Genomic DNA, 25,607 nt, shown 5'->3' with positions numbered 1-25,607 from the left:
GGGTCAGTGCCGCGGATCGCGCTCGGCGACCTCCTCGGCCTCGAGCTCGGTCTCGTCCTCGAGATCGACGTCGAGGGACTCCGCATCCCCCTCGAGGTCCTCGGTGCCCGCCTCGGGCTCATCCCAGTTGCGGTCCGTGACCGCGTCGGCGGTGTCATCGGTCGAGACGACGTTCTCGGGGAACCGGTTCTCGTCGTGATGCGAGAGGCCCTCGAACTCCTCGTCGCTCTCGTCGATGAAGCCGTCCTCGTCGTCGTCCTCGTCCCCGCTCTCCGCCATGCGGGGACTGAGCTCGTCGATCGCGTACTCGCCTCCCCGGACGAAGCCGCGCCGGAAGGACGCTCGACCCACCATCGTGCTGGCGACGGGGACGGTCAGCATCTGCGCGAGCAGGACGACCAGCAGCAGCCCCGCGAGGGACCACGAGCCCACGGCCAGGGAGACGCCGGCGAAGACCAGCAGCAGGCCCAGGGTCTGGGGCTTCGAGGTCGCGTGCATGCGCATGAGCACGTTGTCGAAGCGGTTCAGCCCGATCGCCGCGAGGACGGCGAGGGCGAGTCCGGCCCCGATCAGGACGGTCGCGACGATCTCGACGGCGCTCATCTCCCGCCCTCCTGTCCGCTGCGACCTGCTCCGGGCGCAGAGTCGTCGTCCGCTCCGGCGGCGGAGCCGCCGTCGGCCCCGAACCCGGTCTCGTCCACCGCGCCGAACCCGGACTCGTCATCGGGTCCGTCGGTCGCCGAGCCGCCGTCGAGGAAGGCCTCCTCCTCGTTCAGCGGGATCTGGTCGTCCTCGTGGTCGAGGCTCCACACGTTGGCCGTGTCGCGCTCCTCCGGTCCGGCGGAGTGGTCGTAGCGATCCGGATCGATGGCGACGAAGGCGCCGGTCTCGGTCGCCTCCCCGCTGCGCCGCGCGGTCTTGGCGCCGAGGGTGTCCTCACGGGCGACGAAGCGGGCGAAGGCGACCGTGCCGATGAACGCCAGTCCGGTCAGGCCGAGCATCGACGGCCCAGCCCAGGCGGCCTTCGCAGTCGCCGTGTACAGGGCCATGCCGATGACCACGAGCACCACCAGCATGTCGGTGGAGATGGCCCGGTCCAGGATGGTCGGGCCGACGATCATCCGGAACACGACGCTCAGAGCCGTCACCGACAGCACCACGCCGTAGACGAGCAGCACGATCTCGAAGGGAGTCATCGCAGTCCCGCCTCCTCGAGCACCTCGCGTCGGCCGACCGCCAGCAGCAGGCGCTTCTCCTGGTCGCGCACCCGCTGCTTGGCCTGCTCGACCTCCTCCTCGGTGCCCGCCCCGATGACGTGCAGGAACAGGGTCCCGGTGGCACGCTGCGCCTCGACCACGACCGACCCGGGGATCAGGGTGGCCAGCACGCCGGTGAAGGTCAGGAAGAAGTCCGAGCGGGAAGCCATCTGCACGGCCACCACCGAGCTCGGCGGCTGCGGGCCGGGACGGATCGCATACCAGCCCACCTGCAGGGCCGACTCGGCGAGGTCGTACACGAAGCGCAGGACGAACAGCACGAACCTGACCGGCCTGACGGTCAGCTCATGCCCCATGGGGGGCATCGGGAACAGGATGAACACCAGCACGGTGACGGCCAGCCCACCCAGCACGTTCTTCAGGTCGACCCCGCCCCACAGCAGGCACCAGAAGGCGACGGAGCCCAGCAGCCATACCCAGCTGCGGCGGATCTCGGCGATCCTGCGTCGGAGCCTCACGGGTCGACCACCTTCTCCCCCTCGTCGTCGATGCGGTACACGAGCTGGTCGGCCGCATCGGGACCGAGCACGGCCTCGACATAGGGGGTGCGCTCGAGCACGGTGCGCGCCGCCTCGTCGGCGTACCGCACGAGCGGGCCGGCGGCGAGGGTCAGCATGATCGAGAAGCCCACCAGGGCGGCCGTCGCACCCGTCATGACGCGCGGGATCGGACGCTCGTTGGCGAGGACGTCCTCCGAGGGCGCCTGCCAGAACGCCCGGTTCCAGATCTTGGCGATCGCATACAGCGTGAGCAGGCTCGTGATGACGCTGATCGCGATGAGGATCCAGCCCCAGACGTCGTCGTAGGCGATGCCGGCCTCGATCAGCCCGACCTTGCCGATGAAGCCCGAGAACGGCGGGATGCCCGAGAGGTTCATCGCCGGGATGAAGAACAGGACCGCGACCACGGGCGCGACCTTCGCGAGGCCCCCGAGCCGCGCGAGGTTCGTCGATCCCCCGCGATGCTCGATCAGGCCCGCCGCGAGGAACAGCGTGGACTGCACGGTGATGTGATGGGCGACGTAGTAGATCGTCGCGGCCATGCCGATGCGGGTGCTCATGCCGATGCCGAAGAGCATGAACCCCATGTGCGAGACCAGCGTGAAGGAGAGCACGCGCTTGAGGTCGGTCTGCGCGACCGCTCCGAAGATGCCGATGATCAGGCTCAGCGCTGCGGCCGCGAGCAGCAGCACGTTCAGCTGCGAGGCGGGGAACAGCAGCGTCTCCAGGCGCAGGATCGCATAGATGCCCACCTTCGTCAGCAGGCCCGCGAACACCGCCGTGACGGGGGCGGGAGCCGTCGGGTAGGAGTCCGGAAGCCAGGCGCTCAGCGGGAAGATCGCCGCCTTGATCGCGAAGGCGACCAGCAGCAGCAGCTCGATGAGCATGCGCGTCCCCTCGTGCACGCCGTCCAGCCGCACTGCGAGCTCGGCCATGTTCACGGTCCCGGCGGCGCTGTACGCCGCGGCGATGCCCGCCAGGAAGATCACCGAGGACAGCAGCGAGACGATCACGTAGGTCGTCGCCGCGCGGACGCGGCTGGCGGACCCGCCCAGGGTCAGCAGCACGTAGCTCGCCGCGAGCAGCACCTCGAAGCCGACGTACAGGTTGAACAGATCGCCGGCGAGGAACGCCATGGACACGCCCGCGACCAGCGCCAGATAGGTCGGGTGGTAGATCGCCACCGGTGTGCGCTCGGTGTGCTCGCTGACGGTCTGAGCGCTCGAGTACACCAGCACCGCGAGCGTCACCGCGCTCGAGACCACCAGCATCAGCGCCGTCAGACGGTCCGCGACCAGCACGATGCCCAGCTGCGGGGTCCAGTTGCCGATCTGCAGCACCAGCACCCCGGCATCGGGGACGCGCAGGCCCAGGACGACGGCGACGGAGAGGATCGCGACCAGCGTCAGGATCGTCAGCCACAGCTGGACGCGCGGATGGTTGCGCAGCAGCAGCGCGGCGGCCGCCCCTCCCAGGGGGAGCATGACCGGGAGGGCGAGGAGGAGCTCCATCTCTCAGTCCCCCTTCCGGTCGTCGACGTCGTCGGTGCGCTCCTGCGCGTGGGCGTGGTCCGTGTCGGTCGCGGGGCCGGTTCCAGGGGCATCCGCGACGGAGGACGCGTCGCCGCTCTGACCCTGCGACCACCAGGTGCCGGCCGGCAGACCCGCCTCTCCCTCGTCGGCCTCCGTGGGATCCTGCGGGACGTCCTCGGCGCCGGAGAGGTCGGCTCCGAGCGGATCCTCCTCATGGGCGGCGAAGCCCTGGGATCTCATCAGCGCACCGCGGCGGGACTCCTCCGACAGCGCCTGGGACCAGGGCACCTGTTCGGCGTCGTCCCCTGCCCGACGGCGGGAGCGGCGGAGCACGCGGCGGTCCTCGACGTCGTCGGGCACCTCGTCGTGACCGAACATCTGCCAGGCGCGATAGGCCAGGGCCATGCCGAAGGCGGTCACGCCCAGGGAGATCACGATCGCGGTGAGCACCATCGCGAAGGGCAGCGGGTCCGTCATCTCGGAGGGATCGCCGGTGCCCTCGAACGGAGGGATCCCGGGCTCCCCCGCCGCGACGATGAACAGCAGGTTCACGCCGTTGCCCAGCAGCACGAAGCCCAGCACCACGCGGGTCAGGGTGCGCTCGAGCACGAGGTAGACGCCGCAGGCGATGAGGATCCCCGCGGTCAGCAGGAGGGTGAGGCTAACGGACATCGGACTCCGCCTCCTGCTGCTGGTCGATCTGGGCGCCGAGGGTGCGCAGCAGATCCAGCACCAGCCCGACGACCACGAGGTACACGCCGGTGTCGAACAGCATGGCGCTGGGGATGTGGACCTCGCCCAGCAGCGGGACGTGCAGCACCGGGGTGACAGTGGAGAAGACGGTGCCCCCGAACAGGAGCGGCAGCACCCCCGCGCCGACGGCGATGAACAGTCCCGAGCCGAGCACGAGGCCCGCCTGCACCGGCGCCGCCTCCGTCAGCTCGTACCGGCCGCCCGCGAGGTAGCGCAGGGCCAGGGCGAGGCCGGCGACGAGTCCGCCGGTGAATCCGCCGCCGGGCAGGTTGTGACCTGCCATCAGCAGATACACCGAGAACATCATCATCACGGGGAAGGCGATGCGGGTGAGAACCTCGAGGATCACCATGCGGCGCTCGGGCGCGAGCGTCAGCCCGGCCGACAGCCAGGTCCGCCAGCGGTTGCCGCCCTGCACGTCGTCATCGCGGACGTCGAAGTTCAGCACGTTGCGCGGGAGGTCGTCGGCGCTGCGGCGGCGCCAGATGGAGGTGCCGTGGTCGAGATCGCGCACTCGGGAGATGCCCTGCTCGCGACGGGTGACGAAGATCAGCGAGGCGACGCCGGTGGCGACCACCAGCAGCACCGAGATCTCGCCCATCGTGTCCCAGACGCGGGCGTCGACGAGCGCGACGTTGACCACATTGTGGCCGCCGCCGATCTCGTAGGCGGCCTCGATCAGGCTCGGTCCGAGCGGGTCCTGGGTGCGGGCGTCGGCCGCGAACAGGGCCGCGCCGCACAGGGTGACCGCGGTGCCGATCGCGATCCCCCACCGCACGAGCGCCCCGATCCGCAGCGGCCGCCGGGAGAAGTGGATGGGGAGCCGACGGAGCACGAGCACCAGCACCACCGTCATCGCGGTCTCCACGAGCACCTGCGTGGTGGCGACGTCCGGAGCGCCCGCGAACAGGAACAGCATGGCCACCGCGTAGCCGGTCACGCTGATCAGGAACACCGCCCGCAGGCGCCGCCGGGACCGGGCCGCGCCGATCGCCGCGAGCGCCGCGACCGGCAGGATCAGCAGCTCGACGGGCTGATGGAAGAGCACCAGGTTGTCGGGGATCGGCGCCATGGTCAGGGCGACGGGGATCGTCAGACCCATGAGCACCACGAGCATCGTGCCCAGGGTGTACGGCAGCGAACCGCGCTGGAAGAGCGGCGTGACCGCCACGGCGGTCATGTCGATCCCGCGCATCAGGCGGCGGAAGGTGCGCTCGGCGTCCCACCACTCCTGGCCGCGCCGGCCCGACCAGGTCTGCGGCGACACCGCCCGCTGCAGCCGCGAGAAGGGCCGGGCCAGGACGCACAGCAGAGCGCCGGCGGCGAGCGTCACGGCCGATGCCAGCAGCGGCACCCCCAGATGCGGCACGACGGAGAGGTGCGCATGCGCACCGGTGTCCGGGACGGTCGCCGAGAAGCCCGTCAGGAGCTCCTCCAGGGGACCGGCGGCCGCGGGCAGGAGCACGCAGAGCGCGGCGATCACGGCGGGCGGCGCCCAGAACAGCACCGGGATCGTCGGCCGATCGACCTCCGGGGCGCCAGAGGCGCGGCCGAAGGAGCCGCGCACGAACCGCCAGGAGTAGGCGACGGTCAGCACGGAGCCGGCGATGAGAGCGATCAGCAGCCCCCGATGCCAGCCGCCCTCGTACCAGAGCGCCGAGTAGATCGCCTCCTTGGCGACGAATCCCAGCAGCGGCGGCACCGCGGCCATCGACGCGGCCGCGACCACGCCGATCACCGCGACCGCGGGCGCCGCCCGGCCGACACCGGACAGGACGCGCATGTCACGGGTGCCGAACTTCTTGTCGATGATGCCGACGACCATGAACAGCGGCGCCTTGAACAGCGAGTGCGCGATCAGCATCGCGAGACCCGCCAGCATCGCATCGGTCGTGGCGAGACCCGCGACGGCGCTCAGGAAGCCCAGCTGGGAGACGGTGCCGTAGGCCAGGAGGAGCTTGATGTCCGTCTGCCGCAGTGCGCGCCAGCCGCCCAGGATCATGGTGGTCGCACCCAGCACCGCGAGCACGATCGAGAGCGCCTCGACATGCGCGATGCCCGGCCCCAGACGGAGGATCAGGTAGACGCCCGCCTTCACCATCGCGGCCGCGTGCAGATAGGCGGAGACCGGCGTGGGCGCCGCCATCGCTCCCGGGAGCCAGAAGTGCGTGGGCACGAGAGCGGACTTCGAGACCGCTCCCGCGAGCACCAGCAGCGCCGCGGTGATCGTGACCGGGGAGGCCTCGCCCCAGATCGGCGAGGTCACGATCTCCGACAGCCGCATCGACCCGGCCGAGTGCGCGAGCATCAGCAGTCCGACGAGCATCGCGAGGCCGCCCGCGGTGGTCGAGATCAGCGCGTTCATCGCTGCACGACGGGAGGACTGCTTCTCCGGATAGTGCCCGATCAGAAGGTAGGAGAAGACCGTGGTGAGCTCCCAGAAGGTGTAGAGCATCATCACGTCGTCGGCGAGGACCAGGCCGATCATGGCGCCGGCGAAGGCGGTCAGGACCCCCGCGAAACGGCCGAGCCCCGGCTCCGTGTCCTTGAAGTAGCGCGCGCAGTAGGCCAGCACGAGAGCGCCGATCCCCGTCGCGATCAGGGCCATCACCCAGCTCAGGGTGTCCAGGCGGAACGCGAGCTCGATCCCGAACTCGGGGATCCAGGGGACCGCCTTCTCGACGGGTGCGTCGGCCAGACCGAGGGGCCCCTGCAGGCCCAGCCACACGGCGGAGGCCCCGGGCACTGCGGCCAGGACATAGAACGCGTTGCGCCCCATGCGCCTCACCAGCAGCGGTGCCACGAGCGCCGCGACGAGATGGGCGAGGAGCATGGTGCACACGCGGTCTCCGTCCATCACGGGGAAAGGGGCCGCGATCATTCTACGGGTCGTCGCAGGTGATGACACGCTGCTGAATAGAGTGTGCTCATGGCCTCTTTCTCGGCATCACGGGAATCCTCGGATCCCACCCCGTCCGAATCCTCAGCATCGGACCTCTCGGCATCCGGCTCCATGGCTCCCGACGATCCTCCGACGCTCCTCTCGGGCTCCGCGCTGCGTCGCGCCGTGCGCTCCTTCGCCCTGTGGGACGGCGGCATGTCCGCCTTCAGCTCCGTGATCCTCACCTTCGTGTTCTCCACCTACGTCGCCAGCGCGGTCGCCGCTGAGGGCGCCGTCGGCGATGCCGCGGTCAAGGCCGCGCAGGACCACGGATCACAGGTGCTGACCACATGGCAGTCCGTCGCCGCGGTGATCATCGCCCTCACTGCGCCGCTGCTGGGCAATCTCGCCGACCGCGGCGGTGCCCGCAACACGCTGCTGCGGGTGTTCACCCTCGCCACCGTGGTCACCGTCGCGCTCATGCCGACCGTCGCCCTCGACGCCGACTACCTGCAGCTCGGCGCGATCCTCATCGCGATCGCCGTGGTCTGCTCCGAGCTCGCCGGGGTGTTCGTCAACTCCGTGCTGCCGGAGATCTCCTCCCCCTCCGATCGCGGACGCGTCTCGGGCACCGCCTGGGCCGTCGGCTACTGGGGATCGATCGTGTGCCTGGGCCTGGTGCTGGTCCTGTTCGTCATGCCCGGCACCGGCCTGCTCGGCATCACCGACGACGACGGCTGGAACTACCGTGCGATCCCGCTGTTCACCGCCCTGTGGATCCTCGCCGGCACGCTCCCGCTCATGCTGTGGGCGCCGAAGCATCCCGCGAGCGCCCCCGCCGAGCGCTGGACGCCGTGGCAGGGCTACGCCCAGATCGTCCGACGGGTCGTGCGCGCGTTCCGCGAGGAGCCCGTCATGCTGCAGTACCTGGTGGCCTCCGCGATCTATCGCGACGGCCTCGGCGCCGTCTTCTCCATCGCGGGCGTGCTCGCCGCGAACGCCTACGGCTTCTCCACCGTGGGGATCATCGTGTTCGGCATCGCCGCGAACCTCGTGGCCGGGTTCGGCGTCTTCATCGGCGGCCGCTTCGACGACCGCTTCGGGCCGCGTCCGGTGATCATCGTCGGCTGCCTGGGGATCGTCGTGCTCGGACTCGTCGTGCTGGCCTTCGGCTCCGTGGCCGTGTTCTGGGTCGCCGGCCTGGCCATCTGCCTGTTCGTCGGCCCCGTCCAGTCGGCCTCCAGGAACCTGCTCACCCGGCTGTCCCATCCGGGGCGCGAGACCGAGAACTTCGGCCTCTACGCCACCACGGGGCGGGCGCTCGGATTCCTCGGCACCGCCGCCTTCGCGTTCACCGTGTGGCTGCTCTCCGACACCCGCACCGGCATCCTCGGCATCGTGATCGTGATCGCCGTCGGCCTGCTGGCCTTCCTCCCGATCCGTCTGGGTGCCGCCGGACGCGCCGCACCCGCCGACGCCTGAGTCGGGGCCGGAGGGCTCCAGGGGCGCTCCGGCTCAGTGCCCGGCGGCTCAGGGCCTGCTGGCCCAGGGCCTGCCGGCTCAGGGCCCGAGGTGTCAGGCGAGGTCGGAGGGATCGACGAGGAAGCCCTCGAGGTCCACGACGTAGCCGCCGACGGTCTCCACCAGCAGACCGGCGAGCAGGCCCACGCGCCGATAGGCGTTCGCCCAGCGACCCGAGGTCTCCGGGTCGGGCCGTTCGGTCTCCCCCTCCTCATCGTCGAGAGGCAGGTGCACGAGCTCGTAGTCGACGGCCGTGTCCACCCAGGAGAGCGCCGACAGAGCCGGGTGATGACCTGCTCGACCCACCCGCAGCACGATCTCGCTGCCGTCCTCGAGCGGGATCGTCACGCTGTAGCCGGAGCGCGGGACGCCGGACGGCGCCTCGTCGAGGACCGCTTCGGGCTCGAGCGGGGCGATGAGCTCCGCCAGGGACTCGGGAGCCAGGGCGAAGGGGCTCACCACCGTGAGGTCCCGCACATGGAAGGGATGCGGTTCGAGGCGGACCCCCGAGTCCGTGACGACAGCTCCGTTCAGGCGGCGAGCCAGCGACCAGGCCAGATCGAGCACCAGACGCTCGTTGCCGAAGGGCAGGCCCTCGGGGAACGCGCGACCGTACCCGTGGGAGTCGTCCGTCCCCGGCGGGGCAGGGTCCTCGCGCTCGCGCACCACCTCGATCGTCCAGCGACCCGAGCCGCGGGGCGTGGGATCCGGCACCAGGCGCGCGTCGTCGCCCAGCGAGATCGCACCTCCGGCGTCAGTCTCCGCCTCCGGCAGCACGTTGCGCAGCATCGTCAGCACGTCGGCGCGCTGGGTGTCCCGGGGAAGCTGCAGGCGATGGGTCGTGCGGTCGCCCGACGGAGCGTTCTGGCTGCTCACTTGTCCACGTCCTCCACAGGGATGAGGGTGCGATGGAAGTTCAGGTGGGAGCGGGAGGCGGTGGGACCGCGCTGCCCGCGGTAGCGGTTGAGGTTGCCCTCGCTGCCGTACGGCGCGGCGGCCGGCGAGGACAGACGGAAGAAGCACAGCTGACCGATCTTCATCCCCGGCCACAGCGCCACCGGGAGCGTCGCCATGTTCGAGAGCTCGAGCGTGATGTGCCCCTCGAAGCCCGGATCGATGAACCCGGCGGTCGAATGCGTGAGAAGGCCCAGTCGTCCCAGGGAGCTCTTGCCCTCCAGACGGGCGGCGATGTCCTCCGGCAGCGTGACCTGCTCATAGGTGGACGCCAGCACGAACTCGCCGGGATGGAGCATGTACGGCTCCTCCGGATCCACGGCGACCTCGCGCGTGAGACCGACCTGCTCCACGGCCGGGTCGATCATCGCGTACTTGTGGTTGTCGAACAGTCGGAAGAACCGATCGATGCGCACATCGATCGAGGCGGGCTGGATCATCTGCTCGTCGAAGGGCTCCAGGCGCACGCGCCCGAGCTCGAGCTCAGTCCGGATGTCACGATCGCTCAGCAGCACGCCGACCAGCCTATCGCCCGGAGCCTGGACCGGTGCAGGGAGTCCGATTCGCTCCTCGGCCAGGGACACGGTATGCTTCCGGACGTCCGCCCGGAAACCCCCAGGGACCAGGGCGGAACGCATGCGCGGGTGTAGTTCAATGGTAGAACTTCAGCTTCCCAAGCTGACAGCGCGGGTTCGATTCCCGTCACCCGCTCCACCGGGAGCCGCAGGTCGTCGACCTGCGGTTCCTTTCACACCCGGGCACTCCCCGCCCGAACAGGACCGACGTCGGAGCACGGACATGCCCAAGATCATCGGAGGCTCACTCGAGGAGCACCGCGAGCGCACTCGCGAGAAGATCTTCAGCGCCCTCACCGAGCTCCTCGAGACGAAGGACTTCGACTCCGTCACCTTCTCCGCGATCGCGAGCGCCGCCGGCGTGGGCCGCACCGCGATGTACAACCACTTCCCCGACAAGGACACGCTCCTGGTCGAGTACGCGCTGCACGAGACGGCCGGCTACATCTCCCAGCTCACCGCAGGCATCGGCGGAGCCGCTTCTCCGCGCGAAGGGGTCCTGCAGTACATCCGCACGCAGCTCGAGCTCAGCGTCACCTTCCACATGCCGCAGGCATCCAGCGGCAGCGCCCTGTCCCCCGAGAACGCGGCACGCATGCGCGAGCACGTGATGATGATCGAGGACGTCCTGCGCGCGATCCTGCGCGAGGGCGTCGTCAGCGGAGACTTCACCGCCGACCTCGACATCGATGCGACGGTGCGCATCATCAACGGCCTGGTGGTCGGTCCCACCGCGCGGCGCTACTCGCCGCCCGCGCTGGAGGCGTTCGTGCTGCGCGGTCTCGGCGCGGAGCCCGAGCCGTCCGCCCGCGGCTGACGAGCGGCCGACACTCCTGACTCCGCCGCGGGAGCCCCTCGTCGGGCTCCACCGCAGCCGCCACTCGTCGGGCACCGCCGCGGCCGCCCCTCGCCGGGCGATCAGGCGACAGGGCGGCCGGACGACGGACCGGGCGGCTCAGCGCTTCTCGTCGGACTCCCAGCTCATCGCATCGATCGTCGTGCGCTCACCCTCTTCCGCCTTCGCGAACAGCGGGCGCGAGGTCTCCTCGACCCCGTCCTCGAGGTCGACCTCGGGCGCGGTCGCCGCGCTCACCCAGCACACGAACATCAGGATCAGCGCCACCAGGGCCACGCCCCAGCGCAGGTAGAAGCTGACGCCGCCGGTGGCCACCGACGTCGCCGACGACACCGCGAGCGCCGAGACCAGCGCGGTCACCAGGATCGTGGGCAGTGCGAGAGACCCCATCACCGACCGCATCACCCCAGTGAGCACGGCGCCGCCGAGCGCGCCGGAGTGTCCCCAGGATCCGGGGCCCCCGTAGCGGCCCGCGCCGATCGCGTCCGAGGAGGCCTTCATCAGCACCGCGGAGGCGATCGTCCACAGGCCCCAGCCGGCGGCGGCGAGCACGAGCCCGAGCACATAGCCGGGCAGCGCGGAGGCCCCCAGTCCGAAGCCCGCCACCAGCGGCATCAGCGCCACGATCACGATCGCAGGGAGCACCGCCCGGCGGGTGCCGTCGCGCACCTCGTCGAGGATCGCCGAGGAGCGCTTCTCCAGCAGCGCCGCACGAGTCTCCACGACAGCGAGGGCGCCCGCGCGGCGGGACGCCTCCAGCAGGGAGGCGGAGACGAGGAGCAGGGTCACCACGCCGAGGCCGACGCCCCCGATCAGCGTGATCGACTGCGGGGTCACCGCGTGCAGCGCCCGCTCCTCCCACACCGTGGACATGCGATCAGCGACCTGCACTGCCGTGACGACCGGACCGAGAGCGGCCAGACCCGCCATCAGCGCCGACAGGAGCATCACGACCTGCGGGCCCGCCGAGGAGCCGGCCCCGGCCTCACGATCGTGCTGCTCGATGCCGGGGCGGTCCAGCAGCGTGGGCGCGAGCAGGGAGGCGGAGAAGGACACGGAGACGACGAGCCCGCCCAGTCCGGCGTAGGCCAGCAGTGCGAGGGCGAGCGAGGGGACGCCGGCGCTGAGCACGCCGATCACCCCCGCGACGATCACGACCAGGCCGATGCCGCCGGCGGCGACCAGGGCACCCGATCCCATCGCGGAAGCGATGCCGAGAGCACCGCCGGTGCGGCTCGTGCGAGCCGCACGCAGGACGGCGCCGCCCCGACGGTCGCCCAGGCGGCCCACCAGGAGCATCGCCGCGAGGGAGACCAGGACCCCGAGACCGAGAGCGGCCGCGGCCACCGTCGCCGGGGAGACCAGGTAGAGCGCCAGCACATCGAGGAAGGCCCCGGCGTCGCGGGAGTCGTCCGTGACCGTGGTCCACTGGCTCATGTCCGTGATGGCCTGGAGGATCTGCTCCTCGAGGTCGGCGCGAGCGGTCGGGGTGTCGCCGACGATCGCCGTGTCCGTGAAGGTGTCCATCCCGACCTGGGCGAAGCGCAGGTCCTGATAGGCGGACGGCAGCCACAGCGCGGCGGCGACGACCATGCCGATGCCGCCGAGGATCGCAGGCACGAGGCCGCCGAGGGTCAGGCGCAGAGGCGACTCGATCGGATCGAGGCCGTCGGACTCGGCTTCGGCGTCCTCGTCCTCGGAGGTCGCCGCACGACGGGCATGGGGCACCACGGCGACGACGCCTGCCGCGAGCATCGCCACGCCCAGGCCGAGAAGGGCCACGAGGATGCCCTCCCCGGCGAGGACGGCGACGCCCATCAGGATGCCCGTCCCGGCGAGCGCCGCGGTGAGCGCCGTCAGCTCCGAGGCCAGCACGGCGCCCCGTCGGAAGGCGCGCGCCCCGCGCGCATGCTCGGCACCGAGGTTGTCCTCGGCATCGACTTCGAGCTCGTTCTCATCCGCGCCGACGAGGACCGCGGAGGCTGCGGAGGCCGCGTCCATCGGCACAGCAGTGGCGCGCATGGCGAAGGCCGAGATCGCGGCGCCCCCGGCGAGGGCCATCAGCGGGGAGGACGCGCTCTCCTGCAGGAACCACAGCGCGAGCGCGACAGGCAGGATGCCCAGGGCGAGCGCGCCCGTCGTGAACAGCGCTGCGAGCCGCGGCAGGAGCGCAGCGCGGCGCTCGAGCGGGACGGTCATGGCCGCGAGCTGGGTGGACAGCCCTCGCCAGCCGGCGATCAGCCCCAGCAGCAGACCTGCGAGCATGAAGGCCGAGCGCAGGATCCTGGTGTCGGTGCTGCCCGGCACCAGGTAGAGCAGTGCGAGCGCAGGGATGCCGATCCACAGCGCGAGGGAGCCTGCAGAGGCGAGCTGCCGCCCCAGCGCCTGCCCGAGGGTGGCGTCGAGCTCAGGGCTGTCCTGGTCGCGGCGCAGCCGGGCGGGGACGATCGCGCCGACCACGAGGGCGGCGATCGACAGCACGGCCAGGACAATGAGGGTGACGGCGATGTCGTCGCCGAGCGGGAAGTCGGTGATCAGATCCACGGATCAGCTTTCGTCGGGAGCGGTCGGGAGCAGTCGGGACCGGGCGGACGCGAGGTCCTCGCGGATGAAGGGGTCAGGCGAGAAGGGAGAGGTCGAGCACCGTCGGGCCTCCCTCGACCACGCGGAAGGGGACGCCCCAGTCCTGCTGGTGCATGTGGCAGGCGGGGAACTCGACCGCCGGATCCGCATCGCAGGAGGCGGCGCGGGCGCTGACGTGCAGCACGCCCTCCTGGTAGGCGGGATCCAGCTCGATCGTGCGCTCGAGGTCGGTGCCGATCCCCCCTCCTGCGGTGATCATCGCCTGCGGGGTGGTGGAGACGGTCACCTGCGTGGAGGGCCCGAGCGTGTCGTCGAGCTTGTGGCCCTCCGGCGGGGTGAACAGGACGCGGAGGGTCAGCGGACCGGGCCCGACCTCCGTCACGGGGCGCTCCGAGCGCTGCGCCCCCTGGTCGATGACCCGCTCGGCGGCCTTCGCGACAGGCACCCAGGTGACGCGGTGGCGTCCGGACTCGACGACGATCAGCTGGCCGATCCCGTCGATCGGCGGGCCGACGACGGCGGCCGAGGGCTCGTCGAGATCCGTGGCGACCGTGACGACGGTGGCACCGGACCCGGTGCCCTCGCCCCCGGTGCTCGCCGTCCCGGCGCCCGCGTCGGCGGCGCCTGCTGCGCCGTGCTCGTCGATCAGCCGGATCGCGCCGTTGTAGGTGTCGGCCACCGCGATGCGCCCGTCGGGCAGGGCGGTCACGCCCAGCGGGTGCTGCAGACGTGCCGTCCCGGCCGGGCCGTCGACGTGACCGAAGTCGAACAGGCCCTGTCCCACCAGGGTCGAGACCGTCATCGTCTGCGGATCGATCACGCGCACGGCGGAGCTCTCGGAGTCGGCGACGATGAGGCGGCCGTCCGCCATCTCGTCCACGCCGGAGGGCTGCGCCCACCAGGAGGTCACGACAGGACCGTCGACCAGGCCCTCCTGGGTGGTGCCGGCGAGCACCATCAGGGAGCCGTTGACGGGATCGAAGGTCCAGATCTGATGGATGCCGGCCATCGTGATCACGGCCCGGTCCAGGGCATGGGACCAGGTGAGGTCCCATGGCGTGGACAGGGAGAATGTGCGCGGGTCACCCTCGCCGCGGGGCAGCGGCTCGCCCTGCATCCATTGGGCGCCGGTCCCGGCGACGGTCGTGACCTCGCTCGCGCTGCGGGAGCGCAGCAGACGGTCCCGGCCGACGCTCACCCCGCGCAGCAGATGGTTGGCGGTGTCGGCGACCAGGAGGTCGTAGCCGACCTTCTCGGCGACCTCGGCGGGCAGGGCGAGCACACCGTTGGGCTCCGCGAAGGATGCGGACTCGCCGTCGCCGTCATCGCGACCGCGGCGCCCGACGCCGATGACCTCGTCGACCGTCGTGCCGTCGCCCTCGAAGACGACCAGACGGTGCTGGCCCGCGTCGGAGACCACCAGACGGCCGTCCTCGAGGGGCGTCAGCTTCGAGGGGAAGCGCAGGGTCTGGGGGACCCTCTCGGCGAGGACCGTCGGCGCCGGGCCGCGACGCAGGGAGCCGTCGGCCTCGGCCTCGGCGACCAGGCGCTCGATCAGCGCGTCCAGGTTCGCGGCATGCCCCTCCCCCGAGAGGTTCCCGGCGATCCGCCCGTGCGTGTCCAGCACCATCAGGGTGGGCCAGGCGCGAGCACCGTACTCGCTCCAGGTGAGGAGCTCGGGATCGTCGATGACCGGATGCTCCACCTCGTAGCGGGCGATGTTCGCCGCGAGCGCCTCGGGGTCCTTCTCGAACTCGAACTTCGGGGAGTGCACGCCGACGACGACGAGCTCCTCGGCCCACTTCTCCTCGAGCGGTCGCAGCTCGTCCAGGACATGCAGGCAGTTGACGCAGCAGAAGGTCCAGAAGTCCAGCAGCACGATCTTGCCGCGCAGATCCTCCAGGGCGAGATCCACCCCTCCGGTGTTCAGCCATCCCCGTCCGCGGAGGGCGGATCCGTGGGCGCGGGCAGGGAGGGGCTGTGATGCGTCGGCCGGTGAGGTCATGGGGACCAGTGAACACCGCGAACCTGTGTCATGCCACTCGGGCGACGCGCTGTGGACGCGCTCACGTCGGCCGTCGGGCGGGACGCCGTCGGCCGTCGGCCGATGTCACCAGGCCGCGATCCACGCCTGCAGGTCGGGATCCTCGAGGCTCGCGATCGCCAGGTCGCCCTCGGGCACGGGCCCTGAGCCCTCCGGGCCCGGCACGACCAGCAGCCGCAGGCCCGCGTCGCGCGCCGCCCGGGCGCCCGTCCCCGAGTCCTCCAGCGCCAGGGCGTCGCCCGGGTCGACGCCGAGCGCCCGCGCCGCCGCCGCATACATGTCGGGTGCCGGCTTGGGGCGCTCCACCGTGTCCGAGGCCTCGAGCACCCGGAAATGCTCGCGCAGCCCGCCCGCGGTCAGCTTGTGGTCGAGCGACTCCAGCCACGAGTTCGACGCACAGCCCAGGGGCACCCTGGACGCCGCCGCGGCCACCGTCTCCGGCGCCCCCGGCATGGTCCGCATGCCCTGACCCAGCTCCTCGTCGAACGCCGCGTGCAGGTCCGCGAGGACGGCCTCCACGGTGCTCTCGGAGCGCTCGGCGATGACCTCGGCCGCCACTTCGATCGTCGAGCCGTGGAGCAGGGCGTCATCCTCCTCCGTCAGCTGCGCGCCGTGGCGCGCCACGACGTCGTCCTGCGCGCGCTGCCAGACGGTCTCGGTGTCCAGGAGCAGTCCGTCGCAGTCGAAGACGACCGCCTTCGGGGTCCAGTCCCCGAACGCCTCGGCGAAGCGCGCCGGGATGCGGGCGCCGACGACGGGCCCGACGGGCCGCCCTGCCATCTGCTCGTGGGTCATCGGACGCCCTCCCAGCTCTCGATCCACGCCGCCAGCTGGGGATCCTCGAGCGAGGTCAGCACGCGCGGTGCGCGCGGCGACTGCCCCGGCACCGAGGGCACCACGATCAGCTGCAGCCCCGCGCCGAGCGCCGCCTCCGCCCCGGTCTCGGAGTCCTCGAAGCCCAGGCAGGCCGACGGCTCCGCGCCCAGCGCCCGCGCCCCGGCGAGGTACATGTCCGGAGCCGGCTTCGGCGCGAGCACGTCCTCGACCGCGATCGTCGCGTCCACGACATCGGCCACACCGAGGGTCGAGAGCTTCTGGTCGAGCATCTCGCGGGGCGAGTTCGAGGCGACCGCCACCGGTCGCTTCGCCGCCACCGCCCGCAGCGTCTCCACGGCGCCCGGCATCGGCACCGGATCGTCCTCGAAACCCTCGCGGAAGGCGATCAGCAGCTCATCCCTCACGGTCAGCGGATGCTTCCCGACCGCCTCGCCGAGCACCGTCACCACGACCTCCGCCGCCCGTCCCGTGATCGATCGGCGGGTGACCTCGTCCAGGACCGCGCCGTGGCGCGCGAGGTAGTCGTCCTGCAGGGCGACCCAGCGCGCCTCCGTGTCCACCAGCAGGCCGTCGCAGTCGAACACGACCGCCGACGGCGACCAGACGGGCGGCCACAGATCCAGAGGAGACGGGGGCAGGGGCGCGATCTCGGTGCTCATGGTCGCCCCAGCGTATCCGGGGACGGGGTGACGCGTGCAACCGCCGACGGACGGTCCGGGCGGAGGCCGTTGCCCCCCGCTGCGCCCGGTCAGCCGGTCACGGCGGCGAAGCCGCGATCGAGGTCGGCGAGGATGTCGTCGATGTGCTCGAGACCGACGGAGAGGCGCACGAAGCCCGGCTCCACGCCGGCGACCCTCTGCTCCTCCTCGGTGAGCTGGGAGTGGGTGGTCGAGGCGGGGTGGATGACGAGGCTGCGCACATCTCCCACGTTGGCGACGTTCGAGTGCAGCTCGAGCGCGTCGACGAAGGCGACGCCCGCCTCCTTGCCTCCCTCGAGGACGAAGCCGAGCACGGAGCCCGCACCGCGCGGGAGGTACTTCTGCACGCGGTCGTGGTACGGCGACGACGGCAGACCCGCGTAGGACACGCTCGTCACACCCGGCCTGCCCTCGAGATGCTCGGCGACCCTCCGGGTGTTCTCGATGTGCCGCTCCATGCGCAGGGGCAGGGTCTCGATGCCCTGGGCGATGAGGAAGGCGTTCAGCGGGGAGATCGCCGGACCGAGATCCCGCAGCAGGGCGACGCGGGCTCGGATCGCATAGGGCGGCAGGGCGGGGGCGAGCTGGCTGTAGACCAGACCGTGGTACGACGGGTCCGGCTCGTTGAACAGCGGGAACCTCTCGGGCTCGGCGCCGAAGTCGAAGCGGCCGCCGTCGACGATGACGCCGCCGATGGCGGTGCCGTGGCCGCCGAGGAACTTGGTGGCGGAGTGGACGACGACGTCGGCCCCGTGCTCGATCGGACGCAGCAGGTACGGGGAGGCGATCGTGTTGTCGACGATCAGCGGCACGCCCGCCTCATGGGCGACCGCGGAGACGCCCTCGACGTCGAGCACGTCCTGACGGGGGTTGGGGATGGTCTCGGCGAAGAACGCCTTGGTGGTGGGCTTCACCGCGGCGCGCCAGGAGTCCAGCGAATCCGGATCCTCGACCCAGACAGGCTCGATGCCGAGCTTGGACAGGGTGTTCTTGAACAGGTTGTAGCTGCCGCCGTACAGCGACGGGGACAGCACGATCGAGTCCCCCGCCTGGGCGAGGTTGAGGATCGACAGGGTGATGGCGCTCTGGCCGGAGGCGACCATCACCGCCGCCGCGCCGCCCTCGAGCGCCGCGATCCGGTTCTCGACGACCTCGGTGGTGGGGTTGTTCAGGCGCGTGTAGATCGGCCCGAGCTCGGCGAGCGCGAAGCGGTCCGCGGCGGACTGGGCGCTGGGGAACACGAAGCTCGTGGTCTGGTGGATCGGCAGCGCACGCGAACCGGTCGACGGATCGGGCTCCTGACCGGCATGGATGGCGAGGGTCTCGAAGTGCAGGGGCGTGGTCTCTGACATGGCCTCACCATGAGGCATGGAGGCGGAGCGGACAAGGGATCGCTCGAAGGATGAACCGCCATGACGGGCAGGACTGGAATGACGGGCACGACGGGAATGACGGGCACGATGGTCATGAGGGCTGCAGATCCAGCCGTCGGCCGGTCCATCGGCGGCGCAGCCATCGGTCATGGGAGGCGATCACTACCGTGCCCTCCCACTCCTGGATCGCGCGCTCGAGCCGGGTGGCGAGGTCCAGGCTGAGGTGGTTGGTGGGCTCGTCGAGCAGGAGCAGTGCGGGCGGGCGGCGCAGCAGCGCGGCGAGGGCCACGCGTCGCTGCTGGCCGCGGGAGAGCTCGCCGAGACGCCGAGGGAGATCGCGCGGATGCACCAGCCCCATGAGCTCGGGGACCGGCCCGTCGGCCGGTCCGCCACGCCCGTCGGCCGGTCCGACCCCGTGGTCGCCGACGGTGAGGGCGGAGCGGACCAGGAGATCGGGGTCGACGTCCTCGTCCTGGGCGAGCAGAGCATGGTCGCGGGCGACGGACACCGACCCGGCGTCGCCCTCCAGCTGTCCGGCGATCAGTGCGAGCAGAGTCGACTTGCCCGCTCCGTTGGGTCCCGTGATCAGCACCTTCTCCCCGGCGGAGACGCTCAGCGAGGTCGGTGCGAGCCGCCCGGCGACAGCGGCGTCCGCGAGGGAGACCAGGACGTCGCCGCGAGAGGGCGTGCGACCCGCGGGCATGCCCGTGAAGTGCAGCTCCGCCGGAGGCCGACGGATCTGGGAGGCGCGCAGATCCTCCAGGCGCCGCTCGGCATCGCGGACGCGGCGCGAGACGACGACGGCGTTGCGATCGGCGTAGAACTTCTTCGACGCCCGCGCCTCGGTGCGGGGCCCGCGCCCCTCGTGCCCCACGCTGTGGCTCTCGCGCAGCTGCGCCTCCAGGCGCTTGAGCTCCTCCTGCTCGTCGCGGTAGCGCCTCTCCCAGCGCTCCCGGGCATCCATCCGCGCCAGCAGGTAGTCGGTGAAGCTCCCGGTGTACGCGGTGAGCCCGCCGACCTGCTGGTCCAGAAGCACGGGCGCCGGGTCGAGGTCGAGCTGGGCGCAGGTCGCCTCGTCCAGGAAGGCGCGATCGTGGCTGGCCACGAGGACGGGACCGGGATGGTCGCCGAGCAGGCCGGCGAGATAGTCGGCGGCGTCGTCGTCGAGATGGTTGGTGGGCTCGTCGAGGAGCAGGGTGGTGGGCCGGGCGATCAGCAGATGTGCCAGGGACAGGCGGCCGCGCTGGCCCCCGGAGACCTCGTCGAGCCGGCGTCCGCGGGGGAGCTCGGCGAGTCCGAGCCCGGCGAGGACCTCCTCGGCCCGGGCAGGGGCGTTCCAGACGTCGGCGATGGTCGCCCGGGCCAGCAGGTCGTCGAAGCGCGCTGCGGCACCGGCACCGGCGTGGGTCTCGGCGAGCGCCTCACCGGCGGCGACGAGCTCGCGCTCGAGACAGCGGGAGTGCTCGAGCGCGTCGTCGACGACGTCGGCGAGGGTCGTCGACGGTGCGAACGCCAGCTCCTGCTGGAGAAGTCCGATGGGTCCCGGCACGTCGAGGACCCCCGCATCGGGCTCGAGGCTCCCGGCGAGGATCCGCAGCAGGGTGGACTTCCCCGAGCCGTTCTCGCCGAGCAGTCCCGTCGGGCGACCACCGGGGACGACCAGGCCGACGTCCGTGAGCACCCGGCGATCCGGATAGGAGAACGAGATCCCGTCGGCCCGGAGGTGCACCGAGGCGTCCGCGGTCGCGGAGCCATGGGGACCTGCGGAACCGGCGGAACCGATGGGGCCGGAGGGACCGGTGGGGCCGGAGGCGTCGACGGAGGACGAGGACTGCGGGCGGGATGCGGTCATGGAGCAGCTCCTGGAGCACGAGCGGGGCCTCGAGCCGCGAGCCGGGCGGCTTGCCGCGGTCGAGGCGACGGGCCGCCGGGCGCTCAGTGCGGCGAGGCGCGGAGGGCGAGGTGCGGGGCGGGCTGTTCACAGGCGCATGCCGGCGACGCTACGCCCCGCGGACGGGCGTGTCGAGCGGATTTCCGACCGGACACGACCGGATCACGACGACATCCCGCCCGATAGGTGCATCGGCGCCGGTCATGCGTGAGACTGGGCGCATGAGCACACAGAACGCCTCCCCCACGTACTCGACTCCCTCCCCGAAGCTCGCCGTGATCGGCGCCGGCGCGGTCGGCGCCTCCGTGGCCTATGCGGCTCTGCTGCGCGGCACCGCCCGCACCATCGCCCTGTACGACATCAAGAAGGAGAAGGTGCGCGCCGAGGTCCTCGACCTCGCGCACGGCTCCCCGCTCGCCGGCGAGGCCGAGATCATCGGCGGCGACGACATCTCCTGCGTCGCGGGCGCCGACGTCGTCGTGATCACCGCGGGCGCCGCCCAGAAGCCGGGCCAGACGCGTCTGGATCTCGCGGGCACGAACGTCGGCATCCTGCGCTCCCTGCTGCCGCAGCTGCTCGAGCAGGCTCCCGACGCCGTCTACGTCCTGGTCACGAACCCGTGCGACGTCCTCACCGTCGCCGCCCAGGAGATCTCGGGCCTCCCCCACGGCCAGGTGTTCTCCTCCGGAACGGTGCTGGACTCCTCGCGCCTGCGCTGGCGCCTCGCCCAGAAGCTGGGCGTGGCACCCCAGTCCATCCACGCCTCGATCGTCGGCGAGCACGGGGACAGCGAGTTCGGCCTGTGGTCCTCCGCGAACATCGGCCAGGTGCCGATCCTCGAGTGGCCGGGCGAGGACGGCTCCCCCGCCCTGACCCTCGAGGACCTCCATCAGCTCGGGCACGAGGTCGCCCGCGCCGCCTACGAGGTCATCGAGGGCAAGGGGGCGACCAACCTCGCCATCGGCGTCTCCGCCGCACGCATCGCCGAGGCGATCCTGCGCGACGAGCGCGCCGTGCTGCCGGTCTCGGCACCGCTGACGGACTACCACGGTGTGGGCGGCGTCGCCATGAGCGTGCCCTCCGTCGTCGGCCGCGGCGGCGTGCAGCGCACCCTGAACGTCCACATGGATGACGACGAGCACGCCCGGCTGCACGCCTCCGCCGACGCGCTGCACGCGGTCCAGAAGGACCTCGGGCTCTGATCCGTCGCGGCGCTCAGGTGCCGCGAGCCTCGACGAGCGCCGCCACGACGGCCCGCATCATGGCCGCACCGGAACCGCGCGCCAGCACCAGGCGCTCGGCCTCCGGTGCGGTCGACGGCGATCCCGTGTGCACGAGGATCCCGTCGGCGCGGACACGACCGATCTCCTGCAGACGGGCCATCTCGCGCGGCGAGGCCCGTCCGCGCCGGGTGATCAGCAGCAGCTGGTCCGTGCGCAGCGCATCGTGCTCGTAGCCGTGCGCGTCGGCGCGGATCCCCTGCTCCCGCAGCGCCGCCGACAGCGCGGCGACCGCATCACGCCCCTGGTCGCCGTCGCGCTCGTCGAGCACCGCCGTCGGCCGCAGATCCAGCCGCGCCCGACGGGGCTGGACGGCGCGGCGCGCGAGGATCGCGCCGCGATGGGCGAGGGTCGCGAGCGAGGGTGCCGGATCGGGCGTCGGCAGCCAGCGCCGACGGGCCCGGAGGGACCGGATGCGGCTGCGGGTCTCCTTCGCGCGCTCACGCACCAGCGCCTCGTCCAGACGCCCCGCATCCATCTCCTCGACGATCGCGTTATGTGCTCTCACCAGCGATGATGCGCCGCCGACGGCGATCAGGCAGGCCCCGGCGCGGATCGCCCGCGCCGCCGCCCCGCCCAGGCCGATCCCCGCGAGCGCCGCCGAGCCGGCGAGGTCGTCGGCGATCACCAGACCCCGATAGCTGCCATGGGCGAGCTCGTCGAGCAGCGCCCCGGACCAGGGCGACAGCGAGGCGATCCCCTCGCCGAGCGCCGGCACGGCGACGGGCGCGGTCAGCACCGCATCCAGCCACGGCGCGGTCTCCCACGGGACCAGATGGGACGCCTCCAGCTCATCCCGCCGCAGGCCGATCGTCGGCACGGGGCGCGGCTCCCCCTCCGTCAGCGGCTCCGACGCGCGGCGCACCGGGTCCTCCTGCAGCGCACCCGCCCCGGGCAGATGCAGCCCGCACACCGCCACGCCGGCATCGCGCACGCCGCCGGCCCATGCCCGCGCATGCCGGGAGACGAGGTCAGGGTCCTCCCCGAAGGAGCGTGTCGCCGCCGCCGGCTCGGGCCCCGCGGCGACATCGAGGACGGGCCCCAGCACCAGCTCGACGCCCGCCGCCGCGAGGACGTCCCCGAGGGCGTCGCCCAGGGCACGTGTGGCGTCCACATCGTCGACCGCGCCGATCGCCGCGGCGCTCGGCGCGAGGGCGCCGTCGAGGATCTCCGCGCCGTCACCACCGCCGCCGTCCGGGCCGATCACGAGCACGTCCTCGGAGAGCGCGCGCACATCGTCGACCAGCATGCGGAGCGCCTCCGGGGAGCCGCCCCCGGCGAACGGACCGATGGCGGACGGCCCCGGGGCGAGCGGACCAGAGCGGGCTGAGCCCGGCCGGGGAAGGAGCACCGCCCCGGGACCGGCGAGCAGGACGTCCGCCTCGGAGCGGCTCGGAGCACCGGGACCGAGCTCGAGCATCAGGAGCGCCAGCACGTCCGGATCCGGCCCTTCCGGCAACGGCGCGGGCGCAGGGCTCATGGTCGGACTGCTGGTCATGCGGACACCTCCGTCGGAGACCGGGGGGAGGCTCCGCCGTCGGCCGTCCGGTCCTGACGGGGCGCGTCCCCCGTGGCGCGATCAGAGACAGAATAGGCTCAGTCCGCCAGGCCCCGAGCGGCAGGAAGCTGCCGGAAGAGACCGGAGGAGAGCCAGGAGAGCCATGGACAACGCATCGACCGTCCCCTCGGCACCTCTCGTGCTGGCCGCCATCATGGGCACCACGCACAGCCGGATCCAGCTCGCGCCCCTCCACGGGGATCCGACCCCCGTGCTCGACGCGCGCGGTCCCGGCGCGCCGGCCGGCGCGCACGGGCTCCGATCCCTCGAGACGCTGCTGGCCGCAGCGCGATCGGCCGTCCTCGCGACCGGTGCACGTCCGGAGTCCCCGGTGAGGATCGCCGCCGCATCCCTCGACGTGCACGGCCTCGCCCGGACCGAGCTCGACGCGGGCCTCGACATCGCCCGCCGCGAGCTCGACACCTTCGGCCCGCACGGGGAGGTCGACATGGACCTCCGTCATGTCCACGTCGGCGACGACCTGCTCCCCGCCTTCCTCGCCGGAGGGGTCGGGGACAGCGGGATCCTGCTGCGCGCAGGCTCCGGCACCGTCGCCGTCCGCTTCGACGAGCGGCAGCCTCGCGAGCGCCGCGACGGGATGGGCTGGCTGCTCGGCGACATCGGCTCCGCCGTCTGGATCGGCCGACGCACCCTGCAGGCGGTCGCCGCCGACCTCGACGGCCGGGGACGGCGCACCCTGCTCACCGACCGCGTCGGCGACATGCTGGGCCTGGACCTGCGCGACGGCCTGCTGCCCCCGTCGCCCACGGGAGAGGTCCGCGACGACCTCGTGCGGGCGATCGCCGCGCTCGACGTCGGGCGGGTCCCGTCGGCCCTGGGCCGCTTCGCCCCGCTTCCCGGGACCGTTCCCGAGGACCCCGCCGCCCGCGACATCCTCGACAAGGTCATGCGGCACTTCGCCGACACCGTCCGCGCGCTCGACCCCCACGGCGAGCTGCCCGTGGTGCTCGCAGGCTCCGTGCTCGCCACCCCCGGCCCCATCCACGACGAGCTCATCACCGGTCTCGACGCCGACGGTCGGGAGCATCGCGAGGTCAGCTCTGGCCTTCCGGGTGCCGTGATGCTCGCGCGCGAGCGCGCCGCCGCCTGACACGGTCCCCGACGAACCCGACGAACCCGACGACACCGACGCCCCCGAAGAACCCGAAGAACCCGACGAGGAACTGCCATCGCCACCGCCCCCTCCCCGGACTCCGCGCACGACGACGAACCCCTCGGCGCACGCCAGGACAGGGCCCGCGCCGAGGACCTCGCCCTCGCGGACGACCTCTTCAGGACGGACTCTCCGACACGGTCCGACCTCCCCACGTCGGAGGACCCCGCACGGAGCGGCCCATCCTCTGCCGAGACCCCGCCCCGTGCTGTGATCCGAGGTGTCGCCGCTCTGCTCTCCGCCGCCGGCGCCGGCCTGATCGCCCTGGTCAGGATGCTCGCCCGCGGAGTCGCAGGCATCACCCGGTCGGCCCGCACGACGATCACGCACCATCTGCCCATCGCGCTCCGCAGAGCGCGCACGGTCCTGGGCCATGCGTGTCGCGGCCTGATCGCAGGGGCGCGCCGCCTGGCCGACGGCGCACGCGGGACGAGCGCCCGGATCCGCCGCTCCGGCCCGGCGAGCGGAACCGCAACCGCCCGACCTGGGCCTGCACCGAGCCTGCTGGCGGCCGCACGCGAGCGGATGCTGTCCCAGAACCTGCGCCTGGCCATCTCATCTGCGGTCTCCCTGGCCCTCGGCGTCCTCGCGGTCCTGATCCTCATGCCCGAAGCCGTCGACCGCGATGGGCGCCTCGCGCGGGCCGTGCTGCTGCTGATCGTCGTGATCGCCATGAACACCCTCTGCCAGGCCGGGCTGACGCACCTCGCGCTGTCCTCCCAGCCGCGAGCACGCCAGGTCGCAGCCGCCCGTCTGACGCGGGTGCGCCGCACCGTGCCGCTGTACCGCATGCTGCTCGGCCGCTCCGGTGCCCTCGGCGAGGCCCTGCAGCTGGTCGTGACCGCCGGGCTGGCGATCACGCTGCTCGTGCAGCGGCCCGACGGAGTACCCGTGCTCGCGCTGCTCGTGATCACCGTCGCCGCCATCGCGACCGCCTGGATCGGATCCGCGATGGGATTCGCCGTGGAATGCCTCGCCGAGGACGCCCGCGGGGACGCCTTCGACCTGCCCGGCACGCCCGGGCCGGAGCGGGACTTCGCGGACTACTTGAGCGCCGCCGTCGTGGTGCAGGCCTCCGCCGGCGCCTCCCCGCTCGCCCCCGTCACCCGCGGGGCCCGTCGGCTCGTGCGGGACCAGATCGTCCTCGCCCACGTCACCGCCACCATCCTCATCACGCTCGGCGTCTCCGTGGTCCTCACCGCCGTCGGCTGAGCCGCCGTCGGCTGAACCGCCGTCGGCTGAGCAGCAGCCGCCGGGCGCCCCCGGGCCTCGGATGCCCGGTCCCGCCCAGTGCTGCCCAGTGATGCCCAGGCGAGCGCG

The 25,607-nt window shown here is 72.2% G+C and carries 20 protein-coding genes and 1 tRNA gene; 6 read left to right on the top strand and 15 right to left on the bottom strand.

Going from position 1 to position 25,607, the window contains the following annotated elements:
- Window positions 1-3: 3 nt before the first annotated feature.
- From mnhG to ACZ5AJ_RS01215, 6 genes are read right to left on the bottom strand one after another with little or no spacing between them, the layout of a single operon-like run.
- Window positions 4-603: a monovalent cation/H(+) antiporter subunit G gene (gene mnhG / locus ACZ5AJ_RS01240; RefSeq protein ID WP_464136426.1), complete on the bottom strand. Its 600-nt coding sequence runs from the start codon at window positions 601-603 to the stop codon at window positions 4-6.
- The gene (locus ACZ5AJ_RS01235; protein WP_464136422.1) at window positions 600-1,196 is read right to left on the bottom strand and encodes an MrpF/PhaF family protein; all 597 of its coding nucleotides are present in this window, start codon (window positions 1,194-1,196) and stop codon (window positions 600-602) included. Before ACZ5AJ_RS01235 ends, mnhG begins: the two co-directional genes overlap by 4 nt.
- Complete coding sequence (locus ACZ5AJ_RS01230; RefSeq protein ID WP_464136417.1) at window positions 1,193-1,735, bottom strand: Na+/H+ antiporter subunit E; 543 nt, start codon at window positions 1,733-1,735, stop codon at window positions 1,193-1,195. Before ACZ5AJ_RS01230 ends, ACZ5AJ_RS01235 begins: the two co-directional genes overlap by 4 nt.
- On the bottom strand, window positions 1,732-3,288 hold the full coding sequence (locus ACZ5AJ_RS01225; RefSeq protein WP_464136416.1) for a Na+/H+ antiporter subunit D: 1,557 nt from the start codon (window positions 3,286-3,288) through the stop codon (window positions 1,732-1,734). The genes ACZ5AJ_RS01230 and ACZ5AJ_RS01225 overlap by 4 nt, the downstream gene beginning before the upstream one ends.
- A 3-nt stretch (window positions 3,289-3,291) precedes the next feature.
- On the bottom strand, window positions 3,292-3,981 hold the full coding sequence (locus ACZ5AJ_RS01220) for a Na(+)/H(+) antiporter subunit C (RefSeq protein ID WP_464136414.1): 690 nt from the start codon (window positions 3,979-3,981) through the stop codon (window positions 3,292-3,294).
- On the bottom strand, window positions 3,971-6,895 hold the full coding sequence (locus ACZ5AJ_RS01215; RefSeq protein ID WP_464138666.1) for a Na+/H+ antiporter subunit A: 2,925 nt from the start codon (window positions 6,893-6,895) through the stop codon (window positions 3,971-3,973). Before ACZ5AJ_RS01215 ends, ACZ5AJ_RS01220 begins: the two co-directional genes overlap by 11 nt.
- A gap of 96 nt (window positions 6,896-6,991) precedes the next feature.
- Between ACZ5AJ_RS01215 and ACZ5AJ_RS01210 the strand changes: the two genes are divergently transcribed.
- Entirely contained in the window at window positions 6,992-8,425 is a 1,434-nt protein-coding gene (locus ACZ5AJ_RS01210) for an MFS transporter (protein ID WP_464136412.1), read from the top strand.
- Window positions 8,426-8,518: 93 nt separating this feature from the next.
- Here ACZ5AJ_RS01210 and ACZ5AJ_RS01205 read toward each other — a convergent pair whose 3' ends face one another.
- Both ACZ5AJ_RS01205 and dcd read right to left on the bottom strand, forming a co-directional pair.
- The gene (locus ACZ5AJ_RS01205; protein WP_464136409.1) at window positions 8,519-9,340 is read right to left on the bottom strand and encodes a hypothetical protein; all 822 of its coding nucleotides are present in this window, start codon (window positions 9,338-9,340) and stop codon (window positions 8,519-8,521) included.
- Complete coding sequence (dcd, locus tag ACZ5AJ_RS01200) at window positions 9,337-9,933, bottom strand: dCTP deaminase (protein WP_464136407.1); 597 nt, start codon at window positions 9,931-9,933, stop codon at window positions 9,337-9,339. The genes ACZ5AJ_RS01205 and dcd overlap by 4 nt, the downstream gene beginning before the upstream one ends.
- A 125-nt stretch (window positions 9,934-10,058) precedes the next feature.
- Between dcd and ACZ5AJ_RS01195 the strand changes: the two genes are divergently transcribed.
- A tRNA-Gly gene (locus ACZ5AJ_RS01195) sits at window positions 10,059-10,132 on the top strand.
- A gap of 84 nt (window positions 10,133-10,216) precedes the next feature.
- The gene (locus tag ACZ5AJ_RS01190) at window positions 10,217-10,810 is read left to right on the top strand and encodes a TetR/AcrR family transcriptional regulator (protein ID WP_464136404.1); all 594 of its coding nucleotides are present in this window, start codon (window positions 10,217-10,219) and stop codon (window positions 10,808-10,810) included.
- A gap of 138 nt (window positions 10,811-10,948) precedes the next feature.
- On the opposite strand, the gene ACZ5AJ_RS01185 is transcribed toward ACZ5AJ_RS01190, so the two are convergent.
- The 6 genes from ACZ5AJ_RS01185 to ACZ5AJ_RS01160 form a co-directional block, all read right to left on the bottom strand.
- The gene (locus tag ACZ5AJ_RS01185; RefSeq protein WP_464136403.1) at window positions 10,949-13,393 is read right to left on the bottom strand and encodes a pyrophosphatase; all 2,445 of its coding nucleotides are present in this window, start codon (window positions 13,391-13,393) and stop codon (window positions 10,949-10,951) included.
- 73 nt (window positions 13,394-13,466) lie between these two features.
- Window positions 13,467-15,437 carry a thioredoxin-like domain-containing protein gene (locus ACZ5AJ_RS01180; protein ID WP_464136401.1) on the bottom strand — a complete coding sequence of 657 codons (1,971 nt, stop codon included), beginning with the start codon at window positions 15,435-15,437 and terminating at the stop codon, window positions 13,467-13,469.
- A 105-nt stretch (window positions 15,438-15,542) separates the two neighbouring features.
- A complete protein-coding gene (locus ACZ5AJ_RS01175) occupies window positions 15,543-16,271 on the bottom strand; it encodes an HAD family hydrolase (protein ID WP_464136398.1) in 729 nt (242 codons plus the stop codon).
- Entirely contained in the window at window positions 16,268-16,972 is a 705-nt protein-coding gene (locus ACZ5AJ_RS01170; RefSeq protein WP_464136397.1) for an HAD family hydrolase, read from the bottom strand. The genes ACZ5AJ_RS01175 and ACZ5AJ_RS01170 overlap by 4 nt, the downstream gene beginning before the upstream one ends.
- Window positions 16,973-17,061: 89 nt before the next feature.
- A complete protein-coding gene (locus ACZ5AJ_RS01165) occupies window positions 17,062-18,363 on the bottom strand; it encodes a bifunctional o-acetylhomoserine/o-acetylserine sulfhydrylase (protein WP_464136395.1) in 1,302 nt (433 codons plus the stop codon).
- A 112-nt stretch (window positions 18,364-18,475) separates the two neighbouring features.
- Window positions 18,476-20,236: an ABC-F family ATP-binding cassette domain-containing protein gene (locus ACZ5AJ_RS01160; protein WP_464136393.1), complete on the bottom strand. Its 1,761-nt coding sequence runs from the start codon at window positions 20,234-20,236 to the stop codon at window positions 18,476-18,478.
- A gap of 260 nt (window positions 20,237-20,496) precedes the next feature.
- Between ACZ5AJ_RS01160 and ACZ5AJ_RS01155 the strand changes: the two genes are divergently transcribed.
- Entirely contained in the window at window positions 20,497-21,477 is a 981-nt protein-coding gene (locus ACZ5AJ_RS01155) for an L-lactate dehydrogenase (protein WP_464136391.1), read from the top strand.
- A gap of 13 nt (window positions 21,478-21,490) precedes the next feature.
- Here ACZ5AJ_RS01155 and ACZ5AJ_RS01150 read toward each other — a convergent pair whose 3' ends face one another.
- The gene (locus ACZ5AJ_RS01150; protein ID WP_464136388.1) at window positions 21,491-23,053 is read right to left on the bottom strand and encodes a glycoside hydrolase family 3 N-terminal domain-containing protein; all 1,563 of its coding nucleotides are present in this window, start codon (window positions 23,051-23,053) and stop codon (window positions 21,491-21,493) included.
- Between the two features lie 163 nt (window positions 23,054-23,216).
- On the opposite strand from ACZ5AJ_RS01150, the gene ACZ5AJ_RS01145 reads away from it, so the two are divergent.
- Both ACZ5AJ_RS01145 and ACZ5AJ_RS01140 read left to right on the top strand, forming a co-directional pair.
- Complete coding sequence (locus ACZ5AJ_RS01145; RefSeq protein WP_464136386.1) at window positions 23,217-24,224, top strand: N-acetylglucosamine kinase; 1,008 nt, start codon at window positions 23,217-23,219, stop codon at window positions 24,222-24,224.
- Between the two features lie 273 nt (window positions 24,225-24,497).
- A complete protein-coding gene (locus tag ACZ5AJ_RS01140; protein WP_464136384.1) occupies window positions 24,498-25,499 on the top strand; it encodes a hypothetical protein in 1,002 nt (333 codons plus the stop codon).
- Window positions 25,500-25,607 lie beyond the last annotated feature (108 nt).

It is taken from the genome of Brachybacterium zhongshanense (genome assembly GCF_055385755.1).
This window is presented reverse-complemented; position numbering and strand designations above follow the sequence as displayed.

What these genes read in the sequence shown, in the direction of transcription:
- mnhG (WP_464136426.1), bottom strand. Translation starts at nt 603, where the DNA reads ATGAGCGCCGTCGAGATCGTCGCGACCGTCCTGATCGGGGCCGGACTC.
- ACZ5AJ_RS01235 (WP_464136422.1), bottom strand. Translation starts at nt 1,196, where the DNA reads ATGACTCCCTTCGAGATCGTGCTGCTCGTCTACGGCGTGGTGCTGTCG.
- ACZ5AJ_RS01225 (WP_464136416.1), bottom strand. Translation starts at nt 3,288, where the DNA reads ATGGAGCTCCTCCTCGCCCTCCCGGTCATGCTCCCCCTGGGAGGGGCG.
- ACZ5AJ_RS01220 (WP_464136414.1), bottom strand. Translation starts at nt 3,981, where the DNA reads ATGTCCGTTAGCCTCACCCTCCTGCTGACCGCGGGGATCCTCATCGCC.
- ACZ5AJ_RS01215 (WP_464138666.1), bottom strand. Translation starts at nt 6,895, where the DNA reads ATGCTCCTCGCCCATCTCGTCGCGGCGCTCGTGGCACCGCTGCTGGTG.
- ACZ5AJ_RS01210 (WP_464136412.1), top strand. Translation starts at nt 6,992, where the DNA reads ATGGCCTCTTTCTCGGCATCACGGGAATCCTCGGATCCCACCCCGTCC.
- ACZ5AJ_RS01190 (WP_464136404.1), top strand. Translation starts at nt 10,217, where the DNA reads ATGCCCAAGATCATCGGAGGCTCACTCGAGGAGCACCGCGAGCGCACT.
- ACZ5AJ_RS01180 (WP_464136401.1), bottom strand. Translation starts at nt 15,437, where the DNA reads ATGACCTCACCGGCCGACGCATCACAGCCCCTCCCTGCCCGCGCCCAC.
- ACZ5AJ_RS01175 (WP_464136398.1), bottom strand. Translation starts at nt 16,271, where the DNA reads ATGACCCACGAGCAGATGGCAGGGCGGCCCGTCGGGCCCGTCGTCGGC.
- ACZ5AJ_RS01170 (WP_464136397.1), bottom strand. Translation starts at nt 16,972, where the DNA reads ATGAGCACCGAGATCGCGCCCCTGCCCCCGTCTCCTCTGGATCTGTGG.
- ACZ5AJ_RS01165 (WP_464136395.1), bottom strand. Translation starts at nt 18,363, where the DNA reads ATGTCAGAGACCACGCCCCTGCACTTCGAGACCCTCGCCATCCATGCC.
- ACZ5AJ_RS01160 (WP_464136393.1), bottom strand. Translation starts at nt 20,236, where the DNA reads ATGACCGCATCCCGCCCGCAGTCCTCGTCCTCCGTCGACGCCTCCGGC.
- ACZ5AJ_RS01155 (WP_464136391.1), top strand. Translation starts at nt 20,497, where the DNA reads ATGAGCACACAGAACGCCTCCCCCACGTACTCGACTCCCTCCCCGAAG.
- ACZ5AJ_RS01150 (WP_464136388.1), bottom strand. Translation starts at nt 23,053, where the DNA reads ATGACCAGCAGTCCGACCATGAGCCCTGCGCCCGCGCCGTTGCCGGAA.
- ACZ5AJ_RS01145 (WP_464136386.1), top strand. Translation starts at nt 23,217, where the DNA reads ATGGACAACGCATCGACCGTCCCCTCGGCACCTCTCGTGCTGGCCGCC.